Source organism: Mucilaginibacter sp. (assembly GCF_965277465.1).
Classification (GTDB): Bacteria; Bacteroidota; Bacteroidia; order Sphingobacteriales; family Sphingobacteriaceae; genus Mucilaginibacter.
On sequence record NZ_CBDICW010000002.1, the window covers coordinates 605,545 to 623,614 of the forward strand.

Sequence of the window (18,070 nt, forward strand, 5' to 3'; positions counted from 1 at the left end):
TAATATCTTAAACGCCTAAATCCTGCATAATGGCAGTAACCTTTGCATCCAGTTGTTTATCAGTTTCGTGGTAGGCTTCCTTGCTTTCAAGCTTCCCGTTAACACTGCAGTAAAATTTGATCTTTGGTTCGGTACCTGATGGGCGGGCTGATATAATGCTGCCATCTGCAGTAATAAACTGCAATACATCAGATGTTGGCAGTTCAATTTGTTTGGCAGTGTTGGTAAGCAGATCAGTTTCTACACCTTTTTCATAATCCTTTAGGGTAGTAACCTTTGAGCCGCCTAACGTAACCGGAGGGTTGGTCCTGAATTTTTCCATCATTTCCTTAATCTCTTCGGCGCCGGTTTTACCTTTTTTGGTGATCGAGATCAGCTTTTCTTTATAAAAGCCATACTCAAGGTAAGTATCAATCAGGGCTTCAAACAGGCTGCTGCCTTTATCCTTGTAGTAAGCCGTCATCTCGGCAATAAACGCGCTTGATACCACTGCATCCTTATCTCTTACCAATTCGCCTACCAGGTAGCCATAGCTTTCTTCGCCACCGCCAATAAAGTACTGCTTGCCTTCGTATTTGGTCATCAGTTCGCCTATATACTTAAAGCCTGTTAAGGTATTGTAAAAGGTTACGTTTTTGGCCTTGGCTATCTGCTCAATAAGGTTGGTGGTAACAATGGTTTTAACAATATATTCTTTACCGGTAAGCTTACCTTTTTCTTCCCAGGCGGTTAGCAGGTAATTGATCAGCATGGCACCAGTTTGGTTACCATTCAGCAATATAAATTCGTTCTCGGTGTTTTTTACGGCTATACCAACACGGTCGGCATCAGGGTCGGTTGCCAAAACAAGGTCGGCATCGGTTTCCTGCGCTTTTTTCAATGCAAGCGTTAACGCTTCTTTTTCTTCGGGATTAGGGTAAACCACGGTTGGAAAATTACCATCGGGTGTGGTTTGTTCATCAACCAAAATCACGTTCTCAAACCCGAAACGTTTCAAAGCCTGTGGCACTAAAGTAATACCGGTACCGTGAATAGGCGAGTAAACAATTTTCAGATCTTTTTGGCGCTTAATCGCTTCCGGCGAAACTGAAAGCTCGGTAATCTTACTCAGGTAAAGCTCATCAATCTCTTCGCCTATCTCCTCAATATTGGCATCAACACGGTTAAATTTTATATCATCAACACTGCTTATTGCCGCTACTTCGTCCATCACCGCTTTATCTTCCGGCGAAACAAACTGACCGCCATCGGCTCCGTAAGCCTTGTAGCCATTATACTCTTTAGGGTTGTGCGATGCAGTAAGCATTACCCCGCTTTTGCAGCCTAAGGTACGTACGGCAAAAGAAAGCTCGGGCGTAGGGCGCAAAGCCTTAAAGAAGTAAACATAAATATCATTTGCCGAAAATACTTCGGCAGTAATGCGCGAAAACAGATCAGCATTGTTACGGCTATCGTGCGCTATGGCCACTTTTATCTTTTCGCCGGGATATGATTTTTTAAGGTGATTGGCCAAACCCTGTGTGGCTGCGCCTATGGTGTATTTATTGATACGATTAGAGCCAGGGCCCATTGTTCCGCGCAAACCGCCGGTACCAAATTCAAGGTCGCGGTAAAATGAATCTGTTAACTCAGTATATGCCTTTTGATCCAGCAAAGTTTGAATTTCCTGTTTAACATCAGCATCATAACTTCCCTGAAGCCATGCGTTTGCTTTTTTAAGAATGGTAGGGTCTAAATCCTGCATAAGTAGTGGTTTATATTCCGGTTTATCGGTAGTATGTTAAAGTTCAAATATGATAAAAAAATATATTTAAACGCTACACGATTTTATAATGACTAATAATAAAAATGGGGATTTTGTTTAATATATTTAAGACCTAAACTTATCTCGAGCCAATGAATTTTCTGGAAATTGTTAAAGATGTGCAATCAACTAAGAAAAGTATTAAACAACGCCTATAAAGGAAGTTGAATATCTTGGTGTTTCAAGAAGAGGATAGAAGCATCTAAAGTATAGGAAACAATCTTAATAATTAATTTAACCAAAATGGAAAGAGAAAATGAACAGCAAGTACATGAAGATTTAATAGGGTATTTAAATAATAAGTTTAAATATGCTGACAGCACTCCTATGTTTCATATAATTCCAGAAACATTAACTACAGACAGATTTACGCAAATAAATAAAAATGATATAAATCAATCTGTAAAAGTGTTAGTTAAGGTCTTGAATTTAAACGGGGGCTCCAATTCAGATGTAGATTTATATGAGTTATTGCAAGTTTATCTACGAAATCCTGTACAGAGACAGAAGATAAATAAGCTTGTTAAGGAGGTCGTTTACAAATAAACTTTATTGAGCGTATGACCAAACTTGATCTCATTTATAAAATACCTGATATTATCCATCATAAGACATGGGGTGATGCAGAATTAGAATTTATCAATTTTTCCAAAGAAATCAACAGAGTTGGGTTGCAATATCGCCATAAAGATAAAAGGGTGAGCTATGGAACTATCAAGCCAATTGGCAAGAAATATATGATGATTTATTTCCACTCTTACTAAAAGATGGGCATTTAGTTAAAGATTAATTATTATCCTATCGTAGGATTCTTGTAATATAAAACGCCAAATAATCGGCGTTTTTATACTATTAACCTTTAAACCATAAAAAAAGCCCCTTAGTAAAACTAAGAGGCTGGGGTTTTCTGTGGTATCAGCTGGGATCGAACCAGCGACACAAGGATTTTCAGTCTTTTTCTTATGCTGTCAGAACCGGCACAAAAACCGCGCTGATTGCTTTCAATTAGCGATTTTACGACTTTTTTTCTTAATACGCAAATGTTTTGTGCCCTTTTTGTGCCCTTTTAGTTGGTCAGGTCATTATCCAGCAAGGTAAAATCAAGATCTTCTGAGAAAGGATATTCCGGGAAATATACCTTTTTAAGCACAGTTCCGCCTTTAAAAACCAAAGTTTTGGAGAGGCGCTCGTGAAGGGCGATTCCATACAATATCCCGGTCAGGATATAATCCTTTTCTATTTGCGTGTCGCGAACACCGTATTTAAATGCTTTTTTATGAATCTCTGCGGGTTTTATCATGTCAGTATGGTCCCCTAATGGTCTCAGCGTCCAGGTTTTCCTTAATGCTCCAGGTGCCGGAGTATTTACCCTCGTTTGGAAGCTCCATATCTAAAGAAACCACTGAATTGGTTTTGATCCGTTGCAATTCTTCACGGATAGGATTTTGAATGCCGAGTAAGTCATGAATGTAACCCAGCCTTTTCAATACTGCCTGAGAATCGAATTGGACACAGTATTTGAGCAGCTTGTTATAATCCAGTTTGTTTTGAGCGGCATGTAGGGCCTTTGCGATCTCCACGATTTCACCGCTATATTCCGGCTTGAACAAGCAGTCTATAAATGTTTTTTCAAGATCTGAACAAAAAACTTTATGATAGGCATCCGACCAGGTTTTCTTTGCCCCGAAAATGTGTTTTTTGTTATGGTAAATAAACTGGAAATCGACATTTTTAACCTTGATGGATGATGGTCTTATCTGTTTGTTTACGACGATCATCTCATGCGGCGATGGCTGGGTAATCAACCCGTGTATTTGCAAGGCAGAATAATAGCCAATATAGTGTTCGGTATCACCGCTCAAGCATGAAGCCAATAAGTGCCAGTTAGGAATAAATTGATCTGCATCTTCTTCGTAAGAAACAATTTAATACACGCCTTTCTTGACGCGCATCAGTAATCCCCGCTTGGTCATATCGCTCAGCAGTTCTCTTACGGCGCTGGCTGAGCGATGGTGTAAAGCGGTCATTGCTTCCTCCAAAGTAAAGTATTGCTTATCCTTGTCGATAAACTTTCTAATCAATAACCCCGATCTGTAAGAGCTAATTTTCATCGTTTTGTATCAGTTACGTCAGGAATAACCTGAATCTGTATTATAAAACATCGAAATTCATTAAGAAGCCAATGTTTTTCCATTTACGCCCTATTACATGACTATTCGCTTCTTTTCAGGCAGGCAAATTAATTTCCAACTGAAAGGTAGCCGGCTTTATGCTACGCAGTGGCTTTTATTTCTTGGTAGGCTTTACGCAATCGTGTGCTATTATGCAGTAAAATAATATAAGATATTATATTATTTTATTTTTGAATAGAAAGACTAAATTAAAAACAGCATGGGATTTATTGTAGCAAAAGAAATAACTGTAGCAACGGCCGACGGTCCAGTGACTATCAAAACGGATGACATCATTCAAATCAAAAAAGAAAAAGACTTAGGCGCCCATGTGACATTTATGAAAGATGGCAAGGAAACACAATATTGACTGTCGAATCATTTTTAAGGGTAATTTGGTATTTTAGTGGTAAACTCTAAACCTTCCCACTCAACTTTATTAAACAGTCATCCTATCAAAACTGTTTTTAATATTGCAATTTCATTTTTGTGGGCCCCAAGCCTGAATTCCTATCAAAGAAACACATTGCCAAACAGGGACGACTATTCTGATGGTTAATAGGTTTTTCAAAATAAATTTGAAAGCGCATCAGAATAATTAGATATTTATGCGGATGAAAACCTATTCGGCCTTGTTACAAAAAAAAGTAAAAGCTTATACACTTACGGAAATACTGGTCGTGCTGATCATTATCGGTATCCTGATCCTGCTGGCCTTGCCGAGGCTGATGCCGCTGATCACACGCGCAAAGAGCATGGAGGCCAAAATGCAGCTGAACCATTTGCAGCTACTAGAGCAGAATTATTTTTTTGAGCATTCGAAATATTCAAAGGACCTGACCGAGATCGGTTTTCAGCAGGAAAAGCTGGTGACCGACGGCAGTGACGGCCGGGCCAATTATAAAATCGAAATCAGCAATGTATCCGGTACAGGATTCACGGCCAAAGCAACTGCGGTGGTGGACTTTAATGGTAACGGAACATTCAATATTTGGGAGATCGACCAGGACAAGAATTTAAGAGAAATAACCCCGGATTAAGTGGAGCTGCTTCTAAGATGCTTAATTGTCCTTGTTTTACTGCTGGTCTTTGTGCAGGATCAGCGGAGCCGTGCCGTGCACTGGTTGCTGTTTCCATTACTGGTGGTTTTGTTCTGGGCATTGAAGGGGTTTAGGTGGGACTGGCAGCCGGTTGCGATCAACCTGGCTTTATTAGCCTTACAGCTTGCCCTGCTTTCGCTTTATTTTTCATTAAGGCATGGCAGATTGGTGAACGTGACCGATGGCATGCTGGGCTGGGGGGATCTGCTTTTTTTAGCTGCTACCGCTTTTTACTTTTCGGTGCTGAACTTTTTGCTTTTTTATATCCTGAGCCTGGTCATTGTGCTTACAGTTTGGCTGCTTTGGAAACCGGCAAGCAAGGAAATTCCGCTGGCGGGGCACCAGGCCCTGCTGCTTGCGGTGCTTTTACTGACTACCTGGTCTATTTGGCGGGTGAATTTAACAGATGACGGCTGGTTGTTAAGCCTAAGCGGAAGATAATGGGAAACGAAGAAATAGTCTTGTTAACTGAAAATATCCATTGGCTCCCCAAGGGCCAGGCATGGCATTACCGTGTGCTGCCCAAGTCGCGTGAGGAAAATTCGGTATTAATCTATTGCGAAGACCTTGCCGATCAAAATGCATTGAAGGAAGAACTGGAGATTCTGTTTAATATCGAAGTGAAGCTGGAGGCAATTCCCGCGGAGCAGATCGCGAGGCTCCTGTCCAAATATTATATCCGGGACCAGGAAGTACGAGGCGCTACTAAACTATTGATAGACAGCCCGGATAATTTCCTCCCCAATTTGATCGGGGAGGCGCGCAACCTGAATAGTAGCGACATACACATCGAGAGTTATGAGCACAAATGCCGCGTGCGGATACGGGTAGACGGGATGATGGTCGAACGCAGGCTGCTAAAGCGCGAAGATTACCCGGCCCTGGTCAACAAGGTTAAGATACTGGCCAACCTGGATATTGCCGAGAAGCGCCTGCCGCAGGATGGCCGTATCAATTTCAAACAAGGCGACCTCCAGTTTGACATCCGTGTATCCGTGCTGCCGACACTTTTCGGGGAAAAGATCGTGCTGCGCCTGCTGAACAATGACGCGACGGACATTGATTTGAACACCCTGGGTTTTTCCAGGTTCGACCTGGAAAATTATCTACAAGGGGTTAAAAAGCCAAACGGGATCGTACTGATCAGCGGCCCTACAGGAAGCGGGAAAACGACCACCTTGTATGCTACCTTGAAATTACTCAACCAGGAAACCCGGAATGTATTGACGATAGAAGACCCGGTCGAGTATACACTGGAAGGTATCAACCAGGTGCAATTAAAGGAATCCATCGGGTTAAACTTTGCTGCAGCCTTAAGGACATTTTTGCGCCAGGATCCGGACGTGATCATGGTCGGCGAGATCAGGGACACCGATACGGCCAATATGGCGATCCGCGCAGCGCTGACCGGGCACCTGGTATTGTCTACGATTCATACCAATTCCGCCTGGGGTACCGTTTCCCGCCTCATAGATATGGGTATTCCGCCATTCCTGGTCGCCAGTACACTTAATACCACTGCAGCACAGCGCCTGGTCAGGCTGCTTTGTACGCATTGCAAGCAGCAGGCTGCATTCCAGGAAACCTTATATCCCCGGCAGTTCCGGCCTTTTACAAACATAGCGCAGCATTTCCTGCCAAAGGGCTGTGAGCATTGTCACTATACCGGGTATAAAGGGAGGAAAGCGGTTTACGAAGTGATCCCAATGGACCAGGAACTGGCCATAGAAATAAAGAACGGAAATATGTATATTCAGGACCTGTTAAAGGAGAGAGGCATCCGTACCTTGGCTGAGAATGCATTTGAATTGTTCAGCGCAGGGCTAACCGGTATCGATGAGATCTATCCTTTACTGCTCAATTACTAAACCTTATATGTATAAAAAATTTACGCTGTATTTGTTGCTTATATTTTTCTTCGGCTGTCCGCTTACACTGCTGGCGCAGCAGGACAGCCGTATCGGTCTGCTGCAGGAGAAACTGGAACGGCTTTCCGCGCAGGTGCCCGGACTGAACAATAAAGTACAGCTGGTCATTACCGGAGTACCTGTTACAGAATACCTTAGCGCACTGGCAAAAAGCAACGACCTGAACATCAGCATTGATCCAAAGATCAATTTTGTGATCAACGATACGTTCAATAACGCGACGGCAGCCAATATTCTTTTGCTCCTGGCCGGTAAGTACAGTCTTGATATCAGCGTGGTAGGTACTATACTCAATATCACCAGCTACCAGGATCCAGGCCAGTTTGCCATTCCCAAGGCCAAGGATATTAAGGCTAAGTATAACCAACTGGATAATACCCTTTCACTGGAACTGGACAACGACAGCCTAACGGCAGTTGCCCATAAGATCACCCTGCTATCCGGCAAGAACGTGGTGGTACCCAATGCGTTGCAAGGCAAAAAGGTGAGCGCTTTTATTGCACCTGCACCATTTGAAACCACGCTGGAAAAGCTGGCCTTTACCAATGAGCTGAAAATGGTCAGGACGAATGATGATTTTTACATGTTCCAGCCATTAGGCGATGGAGAGGAACTCTACGTGAACGGCGACAGGAAAACTTCCATTCGCAAGGCCTTCCGGCCCGTAAGCCAGGGTCCGGGTGGAGGGATGGAATTGTTCAGCCGCCAGGTAAACGGGCAAAAGCTGATCTCTGCAAACGCAGTGAATGTTCCGGTGCTCGACCTGGTGAAACAGGCATCGCAGGAGCTCAATATTGATTATTCAATTTACTCAGAGATCAAGGGGACGATCACCATTCATGTAAAGGACCGTTCCTACGAAAGTTTTCTAGGCCTGTTGTTCAAGGGAACGAATTATACCTTTCACAGTGATAATGGGGTTTACATGATCGGGGAGCGCACCATAGAGGGGCTTAGGACCTATGAAATGATTACCCTCCAGCACCGTTCCATTGATACCGTCATGTCACTGATCCCAACGGATTGGAAAAAGAATCTGGATATCAAAGAATTCCGCGAGCAAAATACGCTGATGGTATCGGGTTCGGCCTCGCAGATCGCCGAAGTAAAGACCTTCGTTAAGCAATTGGATGTATTGGTACCGGTCGTCATGATCGAAGTAACACTGATCGATGTACACAAGTCCCGGACCATTGCAACGGGCATATCTGCCGGTACAAAGGATAGTGTAAAATCCGGTGGGACGGTTCTTTCCGGGCTGAATTACACCTTTAATTCCAAATCCATTAATAGCTTCCTGAACAACATTGGCAAGGTGGTCAACCTCGGGCATGTCACGCCTAATTTTTATGTAACGCTGAGCGCGCTTGAATCCAATAGCAATGTCGATGCCCGGTCCGTTCCCCGGCTGACCGCGCTGAACGGTCATTCCGCAACATTAAGCATCGGAAATTCCGTTTATTATAAAAATTCCACGCAGAACTATATCCCGTCCGTTGCCAGCTCGCAGACGATTCTGACCAATACCTATATTGAAAGTGATGCTAATATGACGATCAGCATCAAGCCGATCGTATCCGGCGATGACCAGGTTACTTTAGGCATCAACGTGGATATTTCCGATTTTACGTCTATTCCGACTGACGGTTCACCGCCACCCAAATCTACCAGTAAATTCCAGAGTAGTATCCGGGTAAACAATGAAGATATGATCGTACTGGGTGGAATCGAAAGAACAGAGCGCGACGAAACGGCTTCAGGCATTCCTTTGCTGTCCAGGATCCCGGTATTAAAGTGGCTGTTCAGCAGCCGGAGCAAGACCAATTCCAAAGTAGTGACCCTCGTATTTATTAAACCGACCATTCTGCGCTGATATGCTGGGAAACTTATACACGATCAACGAGGGCGCGGGTATCAGTATTAACCTGGACAAACAGGGGAATGCAAGGATCATTGCCTGCAAGGTGCTGATCCAAAAGCAGCAGCTTACCTTTGAAAAAAAGATCATTGGCTTATCTTCTTTAGAGGAGTTAAAAGCACAGCTTCCGGCTAAAACGCTAATTGCCCTTAACCTTTCGGGAAAAGGCATCCTGCAAAAACAGGTAGCCAAATTGGAAACGATCGGGCCGCAGGAATTCAGCGAGCTCCTGCCGAATGCAACTCTGGAAGATTTTTATATACAGCACCTAGTATCCGGTAAAACGTCTTTCGTATCCATCATCCGAAGAACAGAAGCCGATAAATGGATCAGCCGTTTAAAGGAATTGGGTTTCGTTCCCCTGATGCTTAGCCTTGGCCCTTTTCCGGTTAACAATATACTGCCGCAGCTAAACCTTTATGGCAATGAATTGGTCTTTGACGGGCACCGGGTCAACAGGAATGAACAGCAGGAATGGACCAGCTATACCTATGAGGAAGAAGCGTCAGCACCTTTCCCCATAAAAGCGGGACTGGAAAGTTTAGACGAAAAATTGCTGACCGCTTATGCTGCAGTCTTTCAGCTTTTGCTTTGTACAAAACTGGATCCCGTTATCGCGGAAGCACCCAACCTGGCAAATGCGTTAAAGGCCACCCTCGAAGACAAAAAATTAAAAGTTCAGGGGTTGTTTATCCTTGGCGTTTTTTTCATTCTTTTACTCGTCAACTTCCTGGTATTTTCCGGACTGAATGCTGCCAATGCCAAACTGGACGAACAGTTGAGCCTGTCCGCCCGGAGCAGTAGCGATCTGCAGCAGGTACAAGTTAATGTGCAGAAAAAAGAAGCGCTAGTCAAGGCGCTCGGCTATGAAGAAGGAATCAACAAAAGTTCGCTGATTGACCAGGTAGCATCCCTGCTGCCGGAAGAGATCAGCTGGCAGCAAGCAGCGATCGATCCGCTTGATCTTAGCGGGAGCCGCAGCCAAAAAGTGCTGGTATTCGCTGAAAGGACCATCCGCATCAACGGGAGCTCGGATAAGATCATCCCAGTCAATGAATGGATCGCCAGGATCAAAACGAAATCCTGGGTGAAAAACGTTCAATTGGACAGTTATACCTTTAACAGCGAACTCAGCACAGGACAGTTTAGCTTAACCATTAATTACTGATATGCTGAAAAAGATTCCCATAAAAAAAGCTTATTTATTAGCAGCCGCAAGTATTTTGTTCCTTGTGGTTAGTTATGAACTGGCTTTCCGGCAAACCATAGCCGCATTCCAGCTACACCAGGAGCTAAAGGCCCAGCTTACGCAGGGCGCTGACCTGAGTATCCAGCCCGCATACCTGCTCCGAAAAGACCATAACCTTAATCAGCTACTTGCTCGATACCGGACCGATACAACTGCTTCCCGGAGCGGGAACCTCGGTACGATCTCCCAGCTAGCCGAAAAGGAGAATGTCAGGCTTAGCGAGGTCCCGCAACAAGACCCGCTTTATGGTACCGCGCAATATTCCCTGCAAAAACTTAGCTTTGAAGGCAGCTTTTTTGCACTCACAACCGTCCTTAGCAAACTACAAAATAGCACAGGTATCGGCATGATCCGCTCCGTCAATTACAAAATTACATTACTAAAGAATAGTTCAGCAACCGAAAAAAAATTAATCCTTGAGCTTTATTTGGAAAACACACAATAAAAAAATGATAGTATTTGTTTATGAGAAAACTTTTAATAAATTAGTAAACCAATTTATTAAAACACTAAACCTTAATTAAAACCACATGCCAAGTATTTTAATACCAAGCAGTTCTTAAATAAGAAGTCTTTATTTTTTTTAAAATATTTTTTTGTCCGCGCAATGGATACAGGAACTCTTATGCCTTGTTTTTACTATTCAATAACCTCTTAACCTTTACGATAATTCTTTTATGAAATTGAAAAGTCTTCTATCCCTGAGTTTTTTTCTATATTTCCTACTGTCATTTTTACATGCAAAAGCGCAGTCACAGAATTATATACCCACCATATTTTCCAAAACGCCTAACTCAGCCGCATTTGCAAAGTATGGGGATTATCCTGTCAATCTTTATAGTGGTCTGCCCGAAATATCCATTCCGCTCTATACAGTTGAAGCTGGCGGACTATCCTTGCCTATTAGTTTATCTTATCATGCTTCAGGGATAAAAGTAGATGAAGCTGCCGGCTGGGTGGGTGCCGGTTGGTCTTTAAACGCAGGGGGAAGTATCACCAGGAACGTGATGGGCGGCAGGCCGGATGATGTGACCGGCTATATCGGTAACTTCCGGGATGCCAGTACGCTTGCGCCAACTTATGTCGATGGAGATGTCGATTATTTATACCGGACCGCCGTTTTAAACGGGAACGATACTCGGCCGGATATATTTTCCTATAATTTGCCAGGCAACACCGGTAAGTTTTTCTTTAATGCAAAAAACGGCTATAAGATAACCATGGTGCCATTTTCACCAGTCTTGATTAAAAATGCAGGGGCGGCGGGAAGCGCCTTGCGGTTCAATTTAACAGATGTGCATGGAAACATCTTCCTCTTAGGAAATAGTGCTTTTGAAACTACTTCGACTTATAGTCAAAGTAGTACAACTTATATAGGTACAACCGCCTGGATGCTGGAAAAGATGATCTCTCAAAACAGGCGGGATACGATTTCTTTTGCTTATTCCCCGCAAAACATCGCAGCACCGGACCAGACCGGGCAGGCTGTGGTGGTCGAGGATCAACAATTTTATCCTGGCGGGCAGGTGTCCGGATGCCCCGTTCCCTATGTCAGCAGCCAGCCAACAACAATTACGACAAACACCAGCTCGTCTTTTTCGGAACAGGATATCCAGCAGATCAACTTTAAAAACGGAAAAGTCGTATTCAAGCGGTCTGCAACTTCCCGGCTTGATATGAATGCCTACCCGCTGGACAGTATGAAGGTTTACAATTATAACTATGGTTCAAAAGCCTTTGAATTGCAGAAAAGTATCGTTTTTTATAAAAGTTATTATACCGGGGTAAACACGGAACAGGGCAGGCTCCGTTTGGATTCGATTCAGATTCTTGACAAGGCGGGCAGCGTGACCCAGCGCTACCGGTTTGTTTATAATACCCAGCATGTACCCGGCTACCTTTCCTATTCTAAGGACTACTGGGGTTATTACAATGCTAAAATGGATAATCAATCCGGAACGGCAAGGACCCTGGTTCCGCACACCGGTATTTCTTTTGCACAAACGCAAAGCACTACTCCTTCCACAATCTATATCGGCAGCAGTGATTCAACCAGTCGCAACCCCGACTCCAACTATATGCAAGCAGGCGTGTTAAAGACTATTTATTTCCCAACCGGAGGACATACCACCTTTGCCTATCAGACTAACCGCTATTTAGACAGCTATAGCGTTATGCACCTGACTGGTGGCTTACGGGTGGATACGATCAGTAGTTATGATAATATCTCCTCAACACCTGTCGTGAAAACCTATCAATATAATACAGCGCGTGCAAATTTCATGACGGCAGGTTTCACAGGGCTGATTAACTACGGATTTTTTCTCCATACCCAGACAGCCCGCTATTTTATAGGAACGCCACAAAATGGCGCATGTGTGACAAAAAGAGTTCGCTCCTATAACTCCGAATCGGCAAGCAGCCTGACGCCTACAGAAGGTAACCCCGTGGCCTACGATGTAGTTACTGAATACACAGGAACGCCGACTGCTAATATTGGTAAATCCGTATACACTTTCAGGGACCAGGCAGACCAATGGTCGGGAAGCGCGGGATCGACCGGCGTTCCGGTTATTCTCGACTATTTTTATGCCCGCGGCCAGTTAGCTGATAAAACCGATTACCTCCGTAAAACAGACGGCACCTACCAGGTTGTAAAAGAGGTTAACAATACCTATACAGCCTTCCCTCAAAAATTGTATGCAGACGTGGGTATGGTTGTTGGGCAGGTGAAATCTACCGAAGGTAACTATACAGAAATTTACGCCAGTACAGGCCCTTCGGGTGATAATGATTCAAATGCCTATCCCTATAATGATTACAGTATTGTCGCAGATGATAACTATTTGACCGCCAGTACAACTACTACCTATGATATGAATGATCCCACCAAATTTGTCAATTCATCAGTTTCGTATGGTTATGGTGACACCATCCATCAGCAGGTAGAAGTTATCACCCATGCAGACAGTAAAGGCAATACCCGAACCACTAATACCAAATACACCTATAATTACCCGGCAGGCAATGTAATTATTGACAGTATGGTCAACCGTCATATGTATGCAGAAGTAATAGAAAAATCTGAATCCTATACTACCACTGCGGGTACCAATACGACTTCTGCATTACTTTACCAGTTCAAAAACGGGAGCATCGTCAATACGATCGTGCCGGATAGGATAAGTTTCTTAAACCTGCCTACACCGGTAAATGACTTTTCACCCTCTACGGTGGTATCCGGTAGTTTGACAAAAGATTCCCGCTACACGCAGATGATCAGTTTTGACAATTATGACACGCAAAACAATATCACCCAATATACACCGCGAAATGCTATACCCGTTTCCATCCTGTGGGATTATCAAAGTGAGCTGCCCGTTGCCCAGGTGAAAAATGCTGTATTAACGACTGTTGCCTATACCAGTTTCGAAACCGGGGGGAAGGGTAATTGGAATTTCAGTGGAGCGCCTGTGAATAATCCTACTGCCCCTACAGGGAACTATGTATACTCGCTGGGCTCCGGAGATGTAACCTCGGGAACCCTGGATAATACCAAAAGCTATATCGTATCCTATTGGAGCAATAATGGCGCAGCCACACTTTCTTACGCGGGGGGTAATGTTCCGGGAACTCCTTTGCGTTCTGCAAACGGCTGGACTTATTATGAACACGTGCTTCCGGCAGGCAGCTCAGGTACCATTGACCTCTACGGTAGCACCAGTATTGATGAGCTGCGTTTGTATCCTGCAAATGCACAAATGTCAACTTATACTTATGACCCTAACGGGATCACGAGAATGGCCGATACCAAGGGCTCTATTGGCAGCTTTGAATACGACTTTTTTCAGCGGCTAAAGAATGTCAAAGATTGGAACGGCAATATTGTTAAAAGTTACGGCTATCATACCTACGACCAGGTTGTCGCCAACGACGCGATAACGGCAACGGCCTTTACCCGGAATAACTGCCCTGCCGGTACATCGCCGCAGTCTACAACTTACGCCATACCGGCAGGTAAATACCTTTCTTTAACAAAAACAGCCGCCAATGCCGATGCCAATTATGACCTGAATACCAATGGTCAAATCAAAGCAAATACCGTTTGCGGCTGCCCGATAAAAACGATATCCTTTACCCTAAGCAATTCTACCGGCCGCAGTGGCTACCAGGCCACCTTCTCCGGCATATCAACGCCTTTTAATTTCCCTTCCAGCGGAAGTACGGTCGTCCAGGTTCCGGCTGGCACCTATTCAACCGTGAGCATTAACCCGGTTGGAACTTTTACGGCAACCTTCACTTTAGGCACGCGAACGCCGGTAAATGCGCACTATGCCAGTTTTAACTCGGTCGTCATTGCCACAGGAAGTTCTGATTCATCTTTATCTATCCAATAACCAGCAGCTATGAAAAAGATGATCAAACTAAACCTCCTGATGTCCATAGCCTCTTTAATACTGACGATTAACAGCGTGAAAGCCCAGACCAATACCAATAATTATGTGGTCACCAAAGTACCTCGTATCAGTGGTATCCTAACGGACAGTGCCTTAAATGCCAACATCACCGATAAAACAAAAGTACAGGTCAGCATCAACTATGTGGATGGTCTTGGCAGGTCCGTACAGACTATCCAGAAACAAGCCTCTCCATTGGGGTATGATGTGGTTCAGCCGCAGGTTTATGATCCCTACGGACGAGAAGCCACAAAATACTTGCCTTATGCGCCGCAAATAGGCACTTCCGGCAGCTATCGCCCTAATGCCATCAGTACAGACCAGGCTGCTTTCTACATATCGCCGCCATCAGGTTCGAATGTAAGCGCTATAACCGATGCCTATGCCCAGACCGCTTTTGACAATTCCGCGCTGAACAGGGCTGTTGAACAAGGTTCACCCGGAGTAGCCTGGCAGCTAACCGGCGTTAGCGGTGGCGGACATACCGTCAAAATGGTGTATACGGTCAACAATGCCATTGCCTGGGGAACCGATTCGGTAAACAGCAGGCAGCTGGCTTTGTATACCACTACCATTGCTTCGGACAATAGCCAGACCCTGAACAGGGTTACTAATTCGGCGATTTATGCTGCGGGAACGCTTACCGTTTCCATAGCTAAAAATGAGAATTGGGTTAGCGGCAGAGGCAGCACTATGGAAGAATATAAAGACATTGATGGTCATATCGTTCTGAAAAGGGTTTATATCTACACAGCCACAGGGTTGCAGCAGCTATCCACTTATTATGTTTATGATGACCTGGGACGCCTTGCCTTCGTGTTGCCACCAGGCGCAACACCCGACGCCACCACAGCCATTACGCAAGCCACACTGGATAACCAGTGTTACCAGTATCAATATGATGGACTTGGGCGCATGGTACAGAAAAAGCTGCCTGGCAAAGGTTGGGAATACCTGGTTTACAATAACTTAGACGAAGCTGTAGCCAGCCAGGATGCGTTGCAACGGGCCAATAACCAATGGCTGTTCACCAAATACGATGCGATGGGCCGTTCTGTTATGAGCGGGATCTGGACGAACGCTGGCGCTTCAATCAGCCGGGCCTCTTTGCAGGGCTTACTTACGGCAGCTACCGGGAACTATTTTGAAGCACAGGCATCTTCAGGGAACGGCTACACCAATGTAGCCTGGCCTATCAGTTCCACCACCGTGCTTAATATCAACTATTATGACAATTATAGCGCAATCTACCCCGCCCTTCCTACCAACTATAACCCACCAGCCGGCGCCGACCTGGGGACAAGGGGGCAATTAACGGCCACAAAAACAGCGGTATTGAATACCCCGGCCAATATGCTCTGGAAGGTAAGTTATTACGATTACCTCGGGCGGAGTTTGAAGGCCTATTCGCAGCATTATCTTGGCGCGACTTTAAATACTGGCAATTATGATGCGATCAGTGTAACTTACGATTTTACCAATAACCCTACTACCACGACGCGGCAGCATTGGAACACGGCCAGCACAACCGTCCCGCTGGTGACCATTGCCAACTCTTATCTCTATGACCAAGTGGGCCGGAAGCTAAAAAGCTGGGAACAAATCACGAATGGCAGCAGTTCGCCAACTACCAGGACACTTGTTTCTAAAACCGATTATAATGAAATAGGCCAAATTTATACCAAACACCTACACAGCACGGACAGTACCACTTTTCTACAAAATATCGCGTACAACTATAATGAAAAGGGCTGGCTGCTGCAAAGCAGCGCGGCTTTATTTCAGCTGCAGCTGCAGTATAATACAGGCAGCAATAAACAGTATAACGGCAATATAGCTTACCAGCTATGGGGCACGAGCGCTGCGCCGAATACGACAACGTATACTTACAGTTATGATCAGCTTAACAGGCTTACAAGCGGGGTATCAACAGATAATTATAAAGAAACAGGGATTGCTTACGATCCGATGGGTAACATTACGGCCCTAAACCGCTACCAGGCAGGCACCCTGATCGACAACCTGACCTATACCTACACTGCCGGGACCAACCAATTGGCAAATATTGCAGATGCGAGCAGCAATACAGGGCTGGTAAGTGGCACGACCACCTATGGCTTTGATGCCAACGGTAATTTGGGCAGCAACAGCAATACAGTAAATACCGGACAAAATAAAAGTTATACCTATAACCTGCTAAACCTGCCATTAGTGGCAACCACAACCGTTGGTAGTGCTACTTTTACTTATGATGCAGGCGGACGGAAACTTCGGAAAGTTGCGGTAGTAAACGGGAATACAACCACAACCGACTACATAGACGGGATCCAATATACCAATAACGCGCTCGACTTTATACAAACAGAAGAAGGCCGCGCTGCAGTGAATGGAACAGGTTATGATTATATTTATTATCTGGGCGATAACCTGGGCAATTCCCGGGTAACTTTTGGCACGAAAACGGGAACTGCTGTAAGTTATCAGAAAGACGATTATTATCCTTTCGGTTTAGAAATAAACAGGAGTGTGCTAACGCCGAAAAATGAATATCTTTACAATAAGAAAGAGCTACAGGAAGAGTTAGGCCAATACGATTACGGTGCGCGTTTCTATGATCCGGTGATCGCCAGATGGAACACGATTGATCCGCTGGCTGAAAAAAGCAGGAGATGGTCGCCTTATAATTATGTAGAAAATAGCCCCATCAGGATGATTGATCCAGATGGAATGAGAACTACGCTTGATAATTATAGCGCAACTATAAGTAAGCCCGAGTACCAGGAGAGCGAAGGGGAAGTTGAATATGATAAACAAAGAGCAGAAGCTGCTGCAAAATTAGGTTCAACACTTAGTGTTGGAACCGCAAGTGAATCTTCTGAAGCGAGTGGAAGTACCTCATCTGAAAGCAGCAGCCCGGACACTCAGGCTGCAGGAGCCGATGGTGGTAAGGTTGGTGGAATTGGTTTGCCTGATAATGGTGTGAGAAATGGCGATAACGCTAATCAAGGGGGTGAAGGGTCGGTACCCTCATTGGAGGATATGAAGAAATATCCTCCAAATGATCCAAGATTTTTGATCCCTAAAGATGGTCCACAATACGATGCTCCCAAGGGCGGTCCTCGAAAAGTGAATCATAATCGTGGAAAGGGATGGCTAGATGACAGGGGCCGTACTTGGATACCTGAGACTCACGATGGGAATGAAGCTCCGCATTGGGATGTACAACCAGAAAAAGGCCGAGGCTATAAAAGAGTATTCCCGAAGAATAATAATGACTTTGAGCCACTTCAAATATCCCCAGCATGGAATCCATCGCCCTTCTCAGTACCAGCAGGAAGACTAAGCCCACAAGCTAAAACTGTTGGAGGGGCAGGTACACTTATGATTATACTTATGATTGTCCTAATTCCTGTTGGGGCATAAATGAATAATTTAAGATAAGA

The 18,070-nt window shown here is 44.6% G+C and carries 15 protein-coding genes and 1 pseudogene; 12 read left to right on the top strand and 4 right to left on the bottom strand.

Annotated features, from left to right (window positions below; genetic code table 11):
• Positions 1 to 7 precede the first annotated feature (7 nt).
• On the bottom strand, positions 8 to 1,744 hold the full coding sequence (locus tag ACQY4U_RS15085) for a phospho-sugar mutase (RefSeq protein WP_428330272.1): 1,737 nt from the start codon (positions 1,742 to 1,744) through the stop codon (positions 8 to 10).
• A 303-nt stretch (positions 1,745 to 2,047) separates the two neighbouring features.
• Here ACQY4U_RS15085 and ACQY4U_RS15090 point away from each other — a divergent pair, with 303 nt between their 5' ends.
• Positions 2,048 to 2,350, top strand: a complete 303-nt coding sequence (locus ACQY4U_RS15090; protein WP_428330273.1) for a hypothetical protein — start codon at positions 2,048 to 2,050, stop codon at positions 2,348 to 2,350.
• A 14-nt stretch (positions 2,351 to 2,364) separates the two neighbouring features.
• The gene (locus ACQY4U_RS15095; protein ID WP_428330274.1) at positions 2,365 to 2,568 is read left to right on the top strand and encodes a hypothetical protein; all 204 of its coding nucleotides are present in this window, start codon (positions 2,365 to 2,367) and stop codon (positions 2,566 to 2,568) included.
• 302 nt (positions 2,569 to 2,870) lie between these two features.
• Here the strand turns inward: ACQY4U_RS15095 and ACQY4U_RS15100 are convergent, their stop codons facing one another.
• The 3 genes from ACQY4U_RS15100 to ACQY4U_RS15110 are packed head-to-tail and all read right to left on the bottom strand — an operon-like array spanning position 2,871 to position 3,915.
• Entirely contained in the window at positions 2,871 to 3,104 is a 234-nt protein-coding gene (locus ACQY4U_RS15100) for a nucleotidyl transferase AbiEii/AbiGii toxin family protein (RefSeq protein ID WP_428330275.1), read from the bottom strand.
• A 1-nt stretch (position 3,105) separates the two neighbouring features.
• Positions 3,106 to 3,678, bottom strand: a complete 573-nt coding sequence (locus ACQY4U_RS15105) for a type IV toxin-antitoxin system AbiEi family antitoxin domain-containing protein (protein ID WP_428330276.1) — start codon at positions 3,676 to 3,678, stop codon at positions 3,106 to 3,108.
• A 51-nt stretch (positions 3,679 to 3,729) separates the two neighbouring features.
• A complete protein-coding gene (locus ACQY4U_RS15110) occupies positions 3,730 to 3,915 on the bottom strand; it encodes a type IV toxin-antitoxin system AbiEi family antitoxin domain-containing protein (protein ID WP_428330277.1) in 186 nt (61 codons plus the stop codon).
• Between the two features lie 280 nt (positions 3,916 to 4,195).
• Here ACQY4U_RS15110 and ACQY4U_RS15115 point away from each other — a divergent pair, with 280 nt between their 5' ends.
• The 10 genes and pseudogenes from ACQY4U_RS15115 to ACQY4U_RS15160 all read left to right on the top strand — a co-directional run bounded on the left by ACQY4U_RS15115 (position 4,196) and on the right by ACQY4U_RS15160 (position 18,050).
• Positions 4,196 to 4,345, top strand: a complete 150-nt coding sequence (locus ACQY4U_RS15115; RefSeq protein ID WP_428330278.1) for a hypothetical protein — start codon at positions 4,196 to 4,198, stop codon at positions 4,343 to 4,345.
• Between the two features lie 238 nt (positions 4,346 to 4,583).
• Positions 4,584 to 5,015, top strand: coding sequence for a type IV pilin protein (locus ACQY4U_RS15120; RefSeq protein ID WP_428330279.1), 432 nt, complete (start codon positions 4,584 to 4,586; stop codon positions 5,013 to 5,015).
• Positions 5,016 to 5,516: a hypothetical protein gene (locus ACQY4U_RS15125; RefSeq protein ID WP_428330280.1), complete on the top strand. Its 501-nt coding sequence runs from the start codon at positions 5,016 to 5,018 to the stop codon at positions 5,514 to 5,516.
• Positions 5,516 to 5,749, top strand: a pseudogene (locus ACQY4U_RS15130) (hypothetical protein); the annotation flags it as partial. The gene ACQY4U_RS15125 and the pseudogene ACQY4U_RS15130, both read left to right, overlap by 1 nt.
• Before the next feature lie 72 nt (positions 5,750 to 5,821).
• Positions 5,822 to 6,943 carry a GspE/PulE family protein gene (locus ACQY4U_RS15135; protein WP_428331753.1) on the top strand — a complete coding sequence of 374 codons (1,122 nt, stop codon included), beginning with the start codon at positions 5,822 to 5,824 and terminating at the stop codon, positions 6,941 to 6,943.
• A 7-nt stretch (positions 6,944 to 6,950) separates the two neighbouring features.
• Positions 6,951 to 8,876 (top strand): type II secretion system protein GspD, encoded by a 1,926-nt coding sequence (locus ACQY4U_RS15140; protein WP_428330281.1) that lies wholly within the window; start codon positions 6,951 to 6,953, stop codon positions 8,874 to 8,876.
• Position 8,877: 1 nt separating this feature from the next.
• Positions 8,878 to 10,089 (top strand): hypothetical protein, encoded by a 1,212-nt coding sequence (locus ACQY4U_RS15145; RefSeq protein WP_428330282.1) that lies wholly within the window; start codon positions 8,878 to 8,880, stop codon positions 10,087 to 10,089.
• A 1-nt stretch (position 10,090) separates the two neighbouring features.
• On the top strand, positions 10,091 to 10,615 hold the full coding sequence (locus tag ACQY4U_RS15150) for a hypothetical protein (RefSeq protein ID WP_428330283.1): 525 nt from the start codon (positions 10,091 to 10,093) through the stop codon (positions 10,613 to 10,615).
• 232 nt (positions 10,616 to 10,847) lie between these two features.
• A complete protein-coding gene (locus ACQY4U_RS15155) occupies positions 10,848 to 14,567 on the top strand; it encodes a DUF5977 domain-containing protein (protein ID WP_428330284.1) in 3,720 nt (1,239 codons plus the stop codon).
• 9 nt (positions 14,568 to 14,576) lie between these two features.
• Positions 14,577 to 18,050 carry a DUF6443 domain-containing protein gene (locus ACQY4U_RS15160; protein WP_428330285.1) on the top strand — a complete coding sequence of 1,158 codons (3,474 nt, stop codon included), beginning with the start codon at positions 14,577 to 14,579 and terminating at the stop codon, positions 18,048 to 18,050.
• The last annotated feature ends 20 nt before the right edge of the window (positions 18,051 to 18,070 follow it).